15 protein-coding genes are annotated in these 14,415 nt (G+C 38.8%); 2 read left to right on the top strand and 13 right to left on the bottom strand.

What is annotated here, in order from left to right; all coding sequences use genetic code 11:
* Positions 1-81: 81 nt before the first annotated feature.
* Positions 82-786, top strand: a complete 705-nt coding sequence (locus HPC41_RS23380) for a YjjG family noncanonical pyrimidine nucleotidase (RefSeq protein WP_172396799.1) — start codon at positions 82-84, stop codon at positions 784-786.
* Between the two features lie 110 nt (positions 787-896).
* Here HPC41_RS23380 and HPC41_RS23375 read toward each other — a convergent pair whose 3' ends face one another.
* The 3 genes from HPC41_RS23375 to HPC41_RS23365 all read right to left on the bottom strand — a co-directional run bounded on the left by HPC41_RS23375 (position 897) and on the right by HPC41_RS23365 (position 4,600).
* Positions 897-1,703, bottom strand: coding sequence for a 3-keto-disaccharide hydrolase (locus HPC41_RS23375; protein ID WP_172396520.1), 807 nt, complete (start codon positions 1,701-1,703; stop codon positions 897-899).
* A 66-nt stretch (positions 1,704-1,769) separates the two neighbouring features.
* Positions 1,770-4,214, bottom strand: coding sequence for a TonB-dependent receptor (locus HPC41_RS23370; RefSeq protein ID WP_172396518.1), 2,445 nt, complete (start codon positions 4,212-4,214; stop codon positions 1,770-1,772).
* Between the two features lie 104 nt (positions 4,215-4,318).
* Positions 4,319-4,600: an ATP-dependent Clp protease adaptor ClpS gene (locus tag HPC41_RS23365; RefSeq protein WP_172396517.1), complete on the bottom strand. Its 282-nt coding sequence runs from the start codon at positions 4,598-4,600 to the stop codon at positions 4,319-4,321.
* A gap of 78 nt (positions 4,601-4,678) precedes the next feature.
* On the opposite strand from HPC41_RS23365, the gene HPC41_RS23360 reads away from it, so the two are divergent.
* On the top strand, positions 4,679-5,725 hold the full coding sequence (locus HPC41_RS23360; RefSeq protein ID WP_172396515.1) for a 3-oxoacyl-ACP synthase III family protein: 1,047 nt from the start codon (positions 4,679-4,681) through the stop codon (positions 5,723-5,725).
* 5 nt (positions 5,726-5,730) lie between these two features.
* On the opposite strand, the gene HPC41_RS23355 is transcribed toward HPC41_RS23360, so the two are convergent.
* The 10 genes from HPC41_RS23355 to HPC41_RS23310 form a co-directional block, all read right to left on the bottom strand.
* Positions 5,731-6,129, bottom strand: a complete 399-nt coding sequence (locus HPC41_RS23355; protein ID WP_172396514.1) for a hypothetical protein — start codon at positions 6,127-6,129, stop codon at positions 5,731-5,733.
* 154 nt (positions 6,130-6,283) lie between these two features.
* Positions 6,284-7,183, bottom strand: a complete 900-nt coding sequence (gene atpG / locus HPC41_RS23350) for an ATP synthase F1 subunit gamma (RefSeq protein ID WP_172396513.1) — start codon at positions 7,181-7,183, stop codon at positions 6,284-6,286.
* A 78-nt stretch (positions 7,184-7,261) separates the two neighbouring features.
* Complete coding sequence (gene atpA, locus HPC41_RS23345) at positions 7,262-8,836, bottom strand: F0F1 ATP synthase subunit alpha (RefSeq protein WP_121127262.1); 1,575 nt, start codon at positions 8,834-8,836, stop codon at positions 7,262-7,264.
* Between the two features lie 55 nt (positions 8,837-8,891).
* Positions 8,892-9,434, bottom strand: coding sequence for an ATP synthase F1 subunit delta (atpH, locus tag HPC41_RS23340; RefSeq protein ID WP_172396512.1), 543 nt, complete (start codon positions 9,432-9,434; stop codon positions 8,892-8,894).
* A gap of 29 nt (positions 9,435-9,463) precedes the next feature.
* Positions 9,464-9,964: a F0F1 ATP synthase subunit B gene (locus tag HPC41_RS23335; RefSeq protein ID WP_172396511.1), complete on the bottom strand. Its 501-nt coding sequence runs from the start codon at positions 9,962-9,964 to the stop codon at positions 9,464-9,466.
* Positions 9,965-10,075: 111 nt separating this feature from the next.
* A complete protein-coding gene (atpE, locus tag HPC41_RS23330; protein WP_028070619.1) occupies positions 10,076-10,264 on the bottom strand; it encodes an ATP synthase F0 subunit C in 189 nt (62 codons plus the stop codon).
* Positions 10,265-10,300: 36 nt separating this feature from the next.
* Positions 10,301-11,389 carry a F0F1 ATP synthase subunit A gene (atpB, locus tag HPC41_RS23325; protein ID WP_172396510.1) on the bottom strand — a complete coding sequence of 363 codons (1,089 nt, stop codon included), beginning with the start codon at positions 11,387-11,389 and terminating at the stop codon, positions 10,301-10,303.
* Between the two features lie 94 nt (positions 11,390-11,483).
* Positions 11,484-11,882 carry a hypothetical protein gene (locus HPC41_RS23320; RefSeq protein ID WP_172396509.1) on the bottom strand — a complete coding sequence of 133 codons (399 nt, stop codon included), beginning with the start codon at positions 11,880-11,882 and terminating at the stop codon, positions 11,484-11,486.
* The gene (locus tag HPC41_RS23315; protein WP_246251003.1) at positions 11,875-12,102 is read right to left on the bottom strand and encodes an AtpZ/AtpI family protein; all 228 of its coding nucleotides are present in this window, start codon (positions 12,100-12,102) and stop codon (positions 11,875-11,877) included. Before HPC41_RS23315 ends, HPC41_RS23320 begins: the two co-directional genes overlap by 8 nt.
* Before the next feature lie 49 nt (positions 12,103-12,151).
* Complete coding sequence (locus HPC41_RS23310) at positions 12,152-14,377, bottom strand: helix-turn-helix domain-containing protein (protein WP_172396508.1); 2,226 nt, start codon at positions 14,375-14,377, stop codon at positions 12,152-12,154.
* Positions 14,378-14,415 lie beyond the last annotated feature (38 nt).

Genomic DNA, 14,415 nt, shown 5'->3' with positions numbered 1-14,415 from the left:
ATCCCAAAGATTATGACACAAAGAAGAAAATTAGCCGATTCACAATAAGATAAAATCTCCCTGGAGGTGGTATATTTGCATATGTTTAATCATGAGAAAAAGGATATTTTCTTTGATCTGGATCATACCATCTGGGATTTTGACAAGAATGCTGAAGAAAGTCTCCAAGAATTATATTTTAAATACAAGTTTGACAGCTTGTTTGACAAGGAATCCCCCACCCGTTTCATCGAAACTTATACGGTCAATAATCATCGACTTTGGGGATTATACCATCATGGAAAAATTTCAAAACCCGAATTAAGAAAGGCAAGGTTCGCCGATACCTTTACAGCATTGGGCGTAGATCCTGAATTATTTCCGGAAGAATTTGAACTGGAATACTTGGCTATTTGTCCCCAAAAGACGAATTTATTTCCTCATGCCCATGAAACTTTAACCTACTTGAACGAAAAATACAACCTACATCTGATTTCCAATGGTTTTAAAGAAGCCTGTGAGATCAAAATGAAAAAAAGCAATTTGAATAAATATTTCAAAAATATCTTTATTTCTGAGGTAGTAGGTATAAACAAACCTGATCCAAGGATATTTCAATTTGCGCTGGAGACGACAGGCACACAGGCACCACAATCACTGATGGTAGGTGATAACCTGGATGCGGATATACGCGGAGCAATGAATGTTGGCATGGACGCAATCTTCTTTAATCCGAACAGTGTGGAAAAACCCGAAGATGTGCCGCATATGATCGTCGATCTGAAAGAACTACAATCCATATTATAAAAAAAGCAGCTTTAAAGCTGCTTTTCGAAAATTTTTGTTTTTATTGGGCAGAAATACCCCTTCTATTAGCTGTCATAGCTGTTATGACTTACGAGAGGATGAAGGTTTTATTATAAAACTTTAACAGTTATATTCTTAAACCAAACGTCATTTCCATGATCTTGAAGACCGATCAATCCGGATTTACTTTCGCCGCCTACATGACTCAACAACTCAAAAGCCAATGGCCATTTTTCTTGGCTGAATTTACTTTTTTGTAGTAGATCGATCCATGATTTATCCCACAGAGTATATTCGACGACTTTCACACCGTTTTGAAAATGCTCCACTTTACCATTGTTTACACGGATCTTCACTTTATTCCATTCGCCATAAGGCTTTCCATTTTGTGGTTTCGCAGGAATCATATCATATAAAGACGTGGATTTGCGATTGCCGTCAACCCCCATTTTAGCATCCGGATGGTTTTCGTTGTCAAGCACCTGGCATTCCGGTGACGAAATATAGATGGGCTGGCCTTCGACTTCTTTCGCCAGGAAGAAAATTCCTGAATTTGCCCCTTTTGCAACCTTCCACTCCATTTCCAATTCGAAATTTTTGAAATCATGTGCAAAAATCAGATCTCCGCCTTCATCTTTACCAACATTCGCCTGGCTATCAAATTTAATTGCGCCTTCATTGATGACCCATCTTTTAGGCAAGACAGTTTTATCATATCCTCTCCAGCCTTCCATAGAGGTCCCGTCGAAAATAACATAGGCTCCAGCCTTATTCTTTTTGAATTTCTTGATATCTACACGTGGCAAATCCAGGATTTTGTAAGCAGGTACGTCTTTTTTTGCTTGTGCTACGGCAGTATGTAGATGTGCTGAAAATGCCATCACCGATACCGCAAGAACTGTTTTTAATAACTTCATTCTTCTAGTTTTAGGTTTGTTTCAAAATTAAAATTACGTATTTGGGCTTAAAAAGAGGAATATTTTTTAATATTCCTCACCGCCACTGTTTATTTCATTTGTTTGTGCTTCTTTCTTCTTAGACCTATTTAAATCCTGACTACCAAAACGATAAGACAGTGACAAGGTCACCATCCGCTTCATCCAACGGTGTTCAAAATTTGATATGAGCTGAGATGTCTCTGTCACACCATTCATTTTCCGTGAATTAAATACATCTCTAACATTTAACATAATTGATGCTTTTTTCTTGAATACATCCTTTTTCAACGCGACATCCACCCCTTTCATGGCATTCATCTGTCCTTGAGCCATCACCCGTGAAGAATTGTACTCACCTCTCATTTGAGCAGAGAAAGTAGGTGTGAAGCGATAGTTCGCAGTTAAATTTGCATTATAAGCGAAATCCTTTCTTTCTTTTATATCGTAGTCCGGATTTGCATTATATTTAATATGGATCAAATTGAGGTTAAATGTAAAATCAAAATCCTTCGTCGCGTTGACTTTTGAAATAAATTCAAAGCCCGAAAGATTACGGCTGGTCATATTCTCCCATCGACTATACGTTCTGCCATCTTCTATTTTGTAGACAAAAGGTTGGATAACCTCACTCGCGTGATTAAAGTATGCCGAAGATATTAAATTGACTTTTCCGAAAGTTTTAGCAAAGCTCATTTCAAAACTATGTACATCTTCTGGTTTCAGATTTGGGTTTCCCTGACGGTAATTCAAATCATCGGATACATTTAGAAACGGATTGACCTGCCAACCCCGGGCACGTTGCACACGGCGCGAGTAACTAAACTGAACTTTGTCGCCGTTATCATCTACATCATAGGTTAAAAACAAGGTTGGGTATAATCTAAAAAAATTCTGCTTTGCAGTGGATTCTTTTTCTGCGGCGTCAGGATCCTTGGAAAAATAAGTGGATTTGAGTTCAAATTGTTCTCCTCGCAATCCAATTTGATAGCCAATTTTATCCGTCAGCTTATTTTGATAATTAGCATAGATCGCATGGACAGCACTGGTAAAATCAAAATCATTGCTGATCCTATAATCTCGTCCATAAATCTCATTTACGACCAAAGTATCGGATAATTGCGTATCAAAAGATTTTCTAATCTGGGAACGGTATCCGGCCTCAAATTTGCTTACTTCGGAAAATGGCAACACATAATCCAGTTGGAGATTGATATTCTTGCCGTCTTCAGAGGTTACATTCTTGCGGGAAGTATTTTTACGTCCGTCAGTATATTCTTGAAAGAAATCGTTTGTGCCATCTTCCTTGTCTCTTCCGTAACTCGCATTCCCGGTCAATTCCTCCCCTTGTCGCTTAAACTGATGTCTAAAATCGGCGTTGAATTCATAACCAAGATCGTCTTCGAATTGGGTCGAATTACGATCGCTCGTTCCGGTTTCAACTGTTCCTTTATAAAACCGATAATCTAAATCCTCTATCCGTTTATTATCCCGAATGCTCAGATTACCTGAAAAGCTCAATGAGGTACGATCAGACATATTGTAGTCAAATCCAGCTTTTACTGTATGGCTGTTTCCCCTTCTTGACGATTCGGATTCGCTATAATTACGGGTCGTATCGCGCAAAAAGATATTGTCGGTCTTCCCACTTCCAACCATGTTACGTTTATTAAAGTTGTATGACCCAAAGTAATTGAATTTTCGATCCCGATAATTCAGGGTGATACCAGCCATGTAATTATCGTAGGAGCCAGCGGATGTGTTTACTGATCCATTCAGCCCTGTTCTGATATTTTTCTTTAAAACTATATTGATAATTCCTGTCTGTCCTTCCGCATCATATTTAGAGGAAGGATTGGTGATGACTTCAACTTTCTCTATCGAATTAGCAGGAAGACTCTGGAGTAAAGATGTGACATCATTTCCGGCTAATGCGGACTCACGGCCATCTATTAGAATCTTGACACTACTGGATCCGCGCAGGCTCACTGAGCCATCTTGATCCACTTGAAGCGTGGGCACATTGGCTAAAACATCTGTTGCAGTACCACCCGCACTAACCAAGCTCTCACCTACATTAAAGGTTTTACGGTCAATGCCAATCTGCATTGCAGGCACTCTTCCCTCAACGACAACTTCGTTCAATAGCTCCCCAGTGGAGGTGAGGCCGATCCGCCCTAGGTCTTTAGTTTTTGAAGCGGTCACATCAACTCCTACAATAGTAGAGGTTTCATAGCCCACGTAACTGATACGAACATTATATTTGCCTGGTGTGATATCCGAGAATAAAAGAAAGCCTTGATCTACAGACTGCGCTCCTTTAACGTAGTTATTGCCTGTATCTAAAAGCGCTGCACTCGCAGAGGAAATAGGTTTAGAAGTTTTGCTATCGATCAAGATAGCTTTGATTTGACCAGTTTGTGCAAAAACAATAACCGGTAGAAAGAATACAAATAATAATAAAAATTTAAACGATTTAGCGTTAAATAACATGAGAGCTTCAGCTTAGTTTATAGTTATAATGCAAATAAAACTAAAACTTACAGAGAAAATTGAAGCGTAACCATATTATTACGGTAACAAAAAGGATAGTAAGTTTATTCTACGGACACTGTCAGACCTTCTGCTTTCAAAATTTTGCGGTAGATTTCCATCTCGGTGAAAGTGCCCTCCAAAACGGCACACTTACCTTCAGTATGTACTTTCCATGCAATTTTCTCAGCCTGTTTTTCGGTATATTGGAGGTGATACATCAGACAATGAATGACATGTTCGAACGTATTCGTTTCGTCATTCCATAAAATCAATCGATTAGAGTCCTTAACAGACGCTAATATCTCTTCTAACGTAAAGGTTTCTTCAGCAGTTTGGGTACCCATACTGCAAAAATAGAATATTTTTTTCTAAATTAACGACAATATAAAAGGGAAGAATACAATCAATTAGATGAATTTATTATGTTTCAGTCGAAAATCGCAGGAATTGGCTATTACGTTCCGAAAAACGTATATACCAACAATGATCTAACACGTTTTATGGATACCAGTGATGAATGGATCCAAGAAAGAACGGGGATCAAAGAACGCCGCTATGCCGACCGTATCGGCGAAACGACAACCACGATGGGTGTTGAGGCTGCAAAAATAGCAATAGAACGCGCCAATATCAGCAAGGAAGATGTCGATTTTATTATCTTCGCAACCTTATCACCCGACTACTATTTTCCCGGATGTGCGGTATTACTGCAACGGGAAATGGGGATGAACGAAGTAGGCGCATTAGATATTAGGAACCAATGTTCGGGCTTCATCTATGCCCTGTCCATAGCAGATCAATTTGTCAAAACAGGGATGTATAAAAACATACTTGTTGTGGGTTCAGAAAAACATTCATTTGCACTCGACTTCTCCACCAGAGGCCGTGCTGTATCCGTTATTTTCGGTGATGGTGCCGGAGCAGTGGTTGTGCAGCCAACAACAGAAACCGGTAAAGGCATTTTGAGCACGCATTTACATTCTGATGGCGCTGAAGCCGAAAAGCTCGCAATGTATTACCCAGGGGCATCAAGCGGCATATGGTTAGATAAAATGCCCGACTGGCCAGAACAGGAATTGGGTGGGTTATTGATGACCAAAGAAATGCTTGAAGATGGAACCGCATTCCCAAATATGGATGGACAGGCCGTTTTCAAAAAAGCTGTTGTCAAATTCCCCGAAGTAATCCATGAAGCCTTGAGCAAGAATAACTTAGAAACCTCAGATATAAACTTACTAATTCCACATCAAGCAAATCTTCGTATTTCACAATTTGTACAGAAAACCTTAGGGTTACATGAGGATCAGGTATTCAACAATATCCAAAAATATGGCAACACTACAGCGGCTTCTATACCGATTGCGCTATGTGAAGCCTGGGAAGCCGGAAAAATAAAAGATGGTGATCTGATCTGCCTAGCCGCTTTCGGCGCGGGCTTTACCTGGGGGTCCGCCTTAATCAGGTGGTAGCAAAGCTATTTAGGGGCGAAGATAAATATTTCTTCCCCCTGATCTTTAAAATGTTTTTTTAGCTTTTTCATATAATCCTGGCGACAAGGTTCAACCAATTTTATCATTTCCTTCCGCTCCTTGCTACTTTCATCCCAATTAGACTTTGCTATCTCAAAAATACTATAGTTTTCCAATAACTTTTCAGTAGAACAATGACAGTATCCTGTAACGATCGAGTCAGGGGTAGTTATTGGAATACTTTCATAAAGTTTCTCTTTACAAGATTCGACCACATCCAGCTTTGTTCTTTCACTATCAACCCTATAATGACAAGAAAATAGTATCAGAACAGGAAAAATGGCTATTATCCGCAAAAAAATGCCTTTCTTAACGATTGTCTTTCGTCCCAAATATCTTTGCATATCCCTCGAAAATCTTTTCTAGATTAAAATAAATTCTTTTATCAAACATAGCATTATTTTCAGTGGTCAGCAAATCACAGTTTTTAACAGTGAACAATAAAAAAGGCGTTAATCTTTCGATCATCGCCTTTTTTTGTTTTTTTCGAATAATGAACTATCCGTTTGACAAAGCTGCTGCTCCAGAAACGATTTCGGTCAACTCTGTAGTAATTGCTGCCTGACGAGCCTGGTTGTACGATAACTTAAGTGATTTCAATAAGTCACCTGCGTTTTCAGTCGCTTTATCCATTGCTGTCATACGCGCTCCATGCTCAGAAGCATTGGAGTCCAAAACAGCTTTGTATAATTGAATCTTGATGGCTTTCGGAATTAATTCCTCGATAATCTTCTCTTTGGAAGGTTCGATGATATAATCCACTTCAGCTTCTATTTTTGCTTTATGCGTATGTTGTGTGTTTTCCTCTGCAGGTAATAAAGGTAAAATTTGTTCTGCTGTCAACTCTTGAACTGCAGCGTTTTTGAATTGGTTATAAACCACTTCTACCCGATCAAAATTACCTTCCTTAAATTGTTCCATGATAAATTCTGTCACTAGCGAAACAGTTCCAAAATTTAAATCAGAAAACAAATCCGAATGGTTAGCTATTACATCGAAATTACGCTTCGAATAGAAATCATAACCTTTTTTACCAATAGCGATGATACTTAAATTGCCTTTCGCATGCTGCTCGGCATATTTGTTAGCGATCAAGTTATTAGTCATCTTGATAGCATTCGCATTGAATGCCCCAGCCAAACCTCTATTAGAAGAAACAACAACGATCAACACTTTATTTGGCTCACGATCTACTGTAAAAGGAGAATTACTTCCCTCCACACTTGCAGAAACATCAGCCAAAATATCTCTTAATTTATTCGCATATGGGCGCAATTGTAAGATAGCGTTAGTAGCGCGCTTCAATTTAGCAGCCGAAACCATTTTCATGGCTTTCGTGATCTGCTGTGTTGATGATACCGAGGTAATCCGGTTTCTTACTTCTTTTAAATTTGCCATATTTGTTTTAAGTATTAAGTACCTAGTATTGAGTATTGAACCTAGCCAATGGGCTCAATACCAAATACTCATTACTAATTAATATTTTGATGCTAAATCCTTAGCTACTGTTTCTAATACTGCAGTCAACTCATCTGAGAATTTACCAGCTTTGAACGCTGATAAAACTTCTGGATGACGTTGTTCCAATTGCGTTAAGAATTCCTCTTCAAATTCTCTTACTTTATTTACCGGCACATTACGCAATAAACCTTTTGTTCCAATGTAAATGATCGCAACTTGTTTTTCTACAGAAACTGGAGAGTATTGACCTTGTTTCAAGATCTCAACGTTACGAACACCTTTATCCAATACCGCTTTAGTAGCAGCATCTAGATCAGAACCAAATTTTGCGAAAGCTTCCAATTCACGGTACTGCGCTTGATCTAACTTTAATGTACCCGAAACTTTTTTCATCGGCTTGATCTGAGCGTTACCACCCACACGAGATACGGAAATACCTACGTTGATCGCTGGACGGATACCCGCGTTGAATAAGTTAGATTCCAAGAAAATCTGACCATCTGTAATAGAAATTACGTTGGTAGGGATATAGGCTGAAACATCACCTGCTTGTGTTTCGATGATCGGAAGCGCTGTTAATGAGCCACCACCTTTAACCAAATGCTTGATAGATTCAGGAAGGTCATTCATGTTACGTGCAATATCATCCGAAGAGTTGATTTTTGCTGCACGCTCTAACAAACGGCTGTGTAGGTAGAATACGTCACCTGGATATGCTTCACGACCTGGAGGACGACGTAATAACAAAGAAACCTCACGGTAAGCCACAGCTTGTTTAGATAAATCATCATAAACGATCAATGCTGGGCGACCTGTATCACGGAAGAACTCACCGATAGCAGCACCTGCCATTGGCGCGTAGAATTGAAGTGGAGCAGGATCAGCAGCAGAAGCAGCGACAACAACGGTATAAGCCATTGCACCTCTTTCCTCTAATGTACGAACGATATTCGCTACAGTAGAATTCTTTTGACCTACAGCAACGTAAATACAGAATACAGGTTGACCCGCATCGTAGAATTCTTTTTGGTTTAAGATCGTATCGATACATACCGCAGTTTTACCTGTTTGACGGTCACCAATAACCAACTCACGTTGGCCACGACCCACTGGAATCATCGCATCGATTGCCTTGATACCTGTTTGTAATGGCTCAGTTACTGGCTGACGGTAGATAACACCAGGAGCTTTACGCTCAATAGGCATTTCGTACAATTCACCTTGGATAGGTCCTTTACCATCAATTGGCTGACCCAATGTATTCACAACACGTCCCAACAAACCTTCTCCAACTTTGATGGATGCAATACGGTTGGTACGTTTAATCGTATCTCCTTCTTTAATTTCGTCAGAAGGACCTAAAAGTACAACACCGACGTTGTCTTCTTCTAAGTTTAATACAATACCTTGTAATCCGTTATCAAATTCAACCAACTCACCGGACTGAACTTTAGTTAAGCCGTAAATACGAGCAATACCGTCACCTACAGCAAGTACGGTACCCACTTCCTCTAGTTCGGCTTCTGATTTAAAGCCCGCCAATTGCTCTCTTAGAATTGCCGAAACTTCATCTGGTCTTACCTCTATCATTTTAATTATTATAAGGGGTTTTTTGATTTATTTTACTTTAAACACCAGAATAACCTTAGTTACCCTGATTCAAATATCTTTCTAATTTATTCAACTTTCCAGCAATACTTGTATCAATCTGGCGGTCACCAATATTGACGACAAATCCGCCGATTAACTTGTTATCGACTTTATTGACCAATATCACTTGAGCGTTGGTTTCTTTTGCAAGGACATCTTTCATTGCGGCTAAATTAGCTTCAGAAAGTGGTGCTGCAGATGTAACTGTAGCCTTTACAATACCTTTAACCTCGTTATACTCACGGACAAATTCTTGCGCAGTAGCATATACGATCGTACCACGACCTTTGTTGATCATGATCTTGAAAAAGGCTAAGATATTTGCATTGATCTTATCTTTAAATAAAGCATCCAATATGTTTTTCTTCTTGTCCAAAGGAACAATAGGATTGGCCAAAACAGCCTGCAATTCTGAACTGGACTTTAAAACAGCGATGAACGAATCCATATCTGTTTTGATGGTCTCCAGTGAGCCCTGCTCGCTAGCCAAGTCAATTAATGACTTTGCATATCTCGATGCTACTTTAAATACTGACATAATTCTATTTCGTAATTTAAGTGACCGGATTAGTTCAATTTAACATCTTTAAGCAAATCTGCTACTAAAGCTTCCTGCTTACCTTGGTCCTCAAATTCTCTTGTTAATACTTTGCGGGCGATATCCAAAGACAAAGATGAAACTTGTGATTTTACCTCAGCCAAAGCTTTATTCTTTTGTTCGTCGATCTCCTCTTTCGCCTGAGCAATCATTTTAGCACCTTCGTATTGTGCTTGTGTTCTTGCTTCAGCAACGATTTTGTCTTTTAGCTCTTTCGCTTCTTTAAGGATAACATCACGTTCTGCACGAGCCTCTTTAAGCAATTGTTCGTTTTCATTTGTTAAACGAGCCATTTCTAATTTAGCTTTCTCAGCAGCTTCCAATGCATTTGCAATTCCTTGCTCACGTTCATCTAAAGCGTTGACGATAGGTTTCCAGGCAAACTTGCCCAATAAAAAGATCACAACCAATAAGATGATTAGCTGCCAAAAGAACAAACCGTACGAGAACTGATTAATTAATGCTTCCATTTATATACAATTGTAAATTATAATTTTCTTTTGTTTTGTATTTTTTTGTTTAAATACAATCTGCAACCAACCGTTGCAGATTGTATTTAGTAAACTTTTAATCAGCTTGGATTATTTACCTAAGATTAAAGCACCGAATGCTAAACCTTCAACTAAGGCACCAATGATGATCATCGCAGTTTGAATTTTAGATGCTGCTTCTGGTTGACGAGCGATAGCTTCCATAGCTGAACCACCGATTTTACCTAAACCTAAACCTGCACCGATTACGATTAAACCTGCTCCAATTAAGTTGTACATAATAATTATTTTATAAAATTTAACAAAAAAATTCGATTAATGATGTGCGTGTTCTTCGACTGCCATTCCGATAAACAAAGAAGACAACATCGTAAAGATAAAGGCTTGCAAAAACGCAACCAGTAGCTCCAGGAAAAACAACACTAAGGTTAACAACATGGACACCCCAATACTACCACCGACAGTCAATTGTTGTTGAAATAAATAAACGATTGCGATCAAACCCATCACAACAGAGTGACCAGCAGTGATATTCGCAAACAAACGCAACATTAAGGAAAAGGGTTTAGTAAACATACCCAACACCTCAATTGGTGCTAAAATAAATTTAAAAGGAACTGGAACACCTGGCATCCAGAAAATGTGTTTCCAATAATCTTTATTCGCTTTAAAGTTGGTAATAAAGAAAGTGAATAAAGCCAAACATAAAGTCACTGTAATATTTCCCGTTACGTTAAAACCTAGTGGAGTCATACCCAATAAGTTCAAAACAAAAATTAAGAAAAATACAGATAACAGGTAAGGCATAAATTCTTTATAACGGTGACCGATATTAGGAACAGCCATTTCATCACGTACATATAAAACCAAAGGCTCCAAAACGCGACCTATACCTTTAGGAAGGTTATTAACACCTTTTTTGTATGTTTTAGCCAAAGATATAAAACCCAAAAACAGTAAGAACGCCGCTAATAATAGACCTACCACATTCTTTGTAATCGAGAAATCTAACGGCTTAGCGTTTGTAGGATGATGGGCCTCATCAAAATTCAATGTACCTGCAGCATCCGTCTTATAGATCTTGCCATGGTAAAGTGTGTAGTATTGGCCGTTTTTCTCTACAACAGACTCTCCATGATGAAACTCGCCAGAAGAAAAAACAACCAATCCATTATCAATAAGAATTACTGGCAATGGAAAACCATAATGCTTTCCTGCTTTTTGATCGGAAAACAAAGAAAAGTAATGATCATCCTGTAAGTGATGTTGACTATACGCTTTGATTTCCTCAGCTTGGGATTTAGGCGCATCCCCATGCGCTTCTTCAGCTGCTTTTAAGGTAAAAGGATTGACAGCAAGAAAAATTACTGCAAATAATAAAAGTGCTCTCTTAAGATTCACCATTTCAGATTACTATTGAATAATAAAAAATTTTGCGCAAAAATACAATTTTATTTGGCATAAATCACCATTTGTTTAAACTTTTTCCAAAAATAGTTTAAACCTTTTTATCTACTTGATTTAAAGCATTAAAAGCTATATATACATCGACAAACAACGAGATAAAAAACACAACCAAAAAGTTATATTCGATAAAATTGTTTTCAATTGTCTTTAACCCATCCTTGACATAAATATATCCCGCAATCGCCTTTAGGAGCACCACTCCAAGAAATATGACTCCTAATTTCTCGGGCATGGACCAGTTTGCAAAAAACACCAAGACCGCAACCAACATTGAGGAGCAAAATCCAAATGCATACATTCCAACCAGGCTGTAATTCGTCTGTGACCAATACTGCACAACGTCCATACCGGATATTACTAAATAATGTGCAGCAAAACTTGCTACAAAGACGATCAGCAATACGAGTATGCTTTTCAAATAACTATTCATTCTTATTAATTTGATTTGCCTGCCTGATAAACTGATACAAAGATACAACCACCCCCAATAGTGTCAATCCCTTCATCCCCCATTCACCCGCAATCGCATATTTATTATCTAACCAAGTGCCGACCCAGTAAAATAGATAGATTGTCACACCCATCTGAATCGGCATGGAAGTAAAAACAATCCATTTGTTAATTTTTTTATTGGTTTTCTCCTCTTTCAATTAGCTTATAATAAAAGGTGGACAAATATACATCATAAATCCTTATCCCCTATAGTCCTAAAACTTTTTGTCCAATTTTAATATCTGGATAATCTACATCTGCTCCTAACAACATCTTAAGCTCGGAAGATGATTTGTCTGGATTTGCCCGAATTACCGCAAGGATTCGATCAAGCTTCTCTTGATCGATCAATTCGGTTGCCTCAACCTCTGTCCCTACAAAGTTAATAAGATGTCCGTAAATTGTACCGGCAACCATCCCGCGCTTACCTGCTATGTCCGAAATACTCATTCCTTCTTTAAACATTTCTAAAGAAATATCCTTCGTATCCAATTTCTTAGCCCCTTCTTCATCAACACTTTGCGCGGCCAATTCCTCTTTTTCTTTTGTTTTGACCTGCGCAGCTACATCAAGCATCGCTGTTTGAAAATCTTCTCTTTTGGATAACGTTTCGGCGATGATTAGGCAATGTTGCAATTGCTCACGCTTACGTTTGTAATCCAGCAGTACGGCTTTCAACTCATCAATATATTTCTTCGTCCGCTTTCGAATCTGGTATTCTTCAATGTGTTTTGTCAAGGCTTCAATAAGATCTTTATCCATCTTTGGCAAAAACCAATTCACCGCCGCGGTTGAGCGTTCGCAAATCAGATTATAATCTATTGCATCTTTATCCCGCAGAAGGTCATAAAGGACAATAATAAATTTATGCGCTACCTTTTCCTGTGTCTGAAGCTGTCCAACCAATTGTTGGAAGAATTGAACTGCTTGTTCCTTTCCATCGATATTACGCTCTTCAAGTGACTTCAGGAGTTCTGCTGTCACTGCTAACAACCCATCCCAACGGAATCCATTCATCAGGATTTGCCCTAGATAATTTCGTTGGCATTGTTCTAAAATTTCATTAATATTAGACTGTAAACTTGCACGTTGTGCAAACTCCACCACCTGATAATCTGTCCGGATGGCATAGGATGGAATAATCGATTTGAGCACTAGTCCCTCTAGGCTCGTCAAACGGCTCAAAGCCACATAAACCTGTCCAGCTGCAAATGATGTCCCCGCATCAATGATTGCCTTCTGGAAAGTCAGCCCCTGGCTCTTATGGATCGTAATTGCCCAGGCTAAACGGAGTGGAAACTGAGAAAATGTACCTAAGACTTCCTCTTTGATCTGATCTTGTCCCTTATCATAGTTGTAACGGATATTTTCCCAGGTCTCCCTTTTTACCGTCACCTCTTCAGAACCGTCTGGAAAAGTAACCGATACGGTCCCTTGCACAGTATCTATATCTTTTACCGTGCCAATTTTACCATTATAATATTTCCGCTCATCACCTGAATCATTTCGGATAAACATCACCTGAGCGCCTATTTTCAGTGACAATGTTTCCTCGGCAGGATAAGACCCTTGTGCAAAGTCATCTTTTACAACAGCTTTTAAGTTCAGCATCTTACCGGATAGCGATGCTAATTTTGCACTGTTGATCTCATCGGCATTCCGATTATGAGATGTCAGGGTTATATATTGCTCTTCTTCTTTTGGGACAAAATCCTGCTGGTAATATCCATTTAAGGTTGCTAACATTTCACTGGTGCATTCATTATTCCGTATCGCATTTAAGATCGAAATAAAGCCTTCATCCTGTTGACGATATATCTTATTGAGCTCCAACATCACCAAGGGGTTATCCCGTAAGATTTTTGCATTAAAAAAAAATACAGAAGAATAATGGTCCCGAAGAATGTTCCATTCCGCATCTTTAACCACTGGGGGCAATTGATATAAATCTCCGATAAATAGCACCTGTAAACCACCAAAAGGACGCATATCACGGCGAACGGACTGCAATATCACGTTAATCGCATCTAATGTATCCGCCCGTACCATCGAAACCTCATCAATAATCAATAGCTCGAGTTCCTGCAGGATTGCACGACGCTGCTTCGTCAATTTTATTGTACTAAAGAGACGGGATTTGTTATAAATATGACTATCCTGCTCATCCCAACGTAACTCATAATCCTCCACAAAAGTTCCAAAAGGAAGCCAAAATAAGGAGTGCAAAGTTGTACCGCCCGCATTCATGGCAGCTACCCCTGTGGGCGCAGTAATAGCCATTTTTTTATAGCTATGTTCACGAATATACTTCAAGAAAGTTGTCTTTCCAGTACCTGCCTTTCCCGTAATAAATACATTCTGGTTGGTTTGGTTAACAAATGCAACAGCCTGCATAAATGCTGTATTTTCTCGATCGACTTGAAAGTTTGACATATCCCGAAATTAGATTGACCACAAAACTAAGTATTTCA

Origin of the sequence: Sphingobacterium prati (assembly GCF_013167215.1) — a bacterium.
Lineage (GTDB): Bacteria > Bacteroidota > Bacteroidia > Sphingobacteriales > Sphingobacteriaceae > Sphingobacterium > Sphingobacterium prati.
Note: the sequence above shows the minus strand (reverse complement) of the source record. Positions and strands in the feature narration are given on the sequence as shown.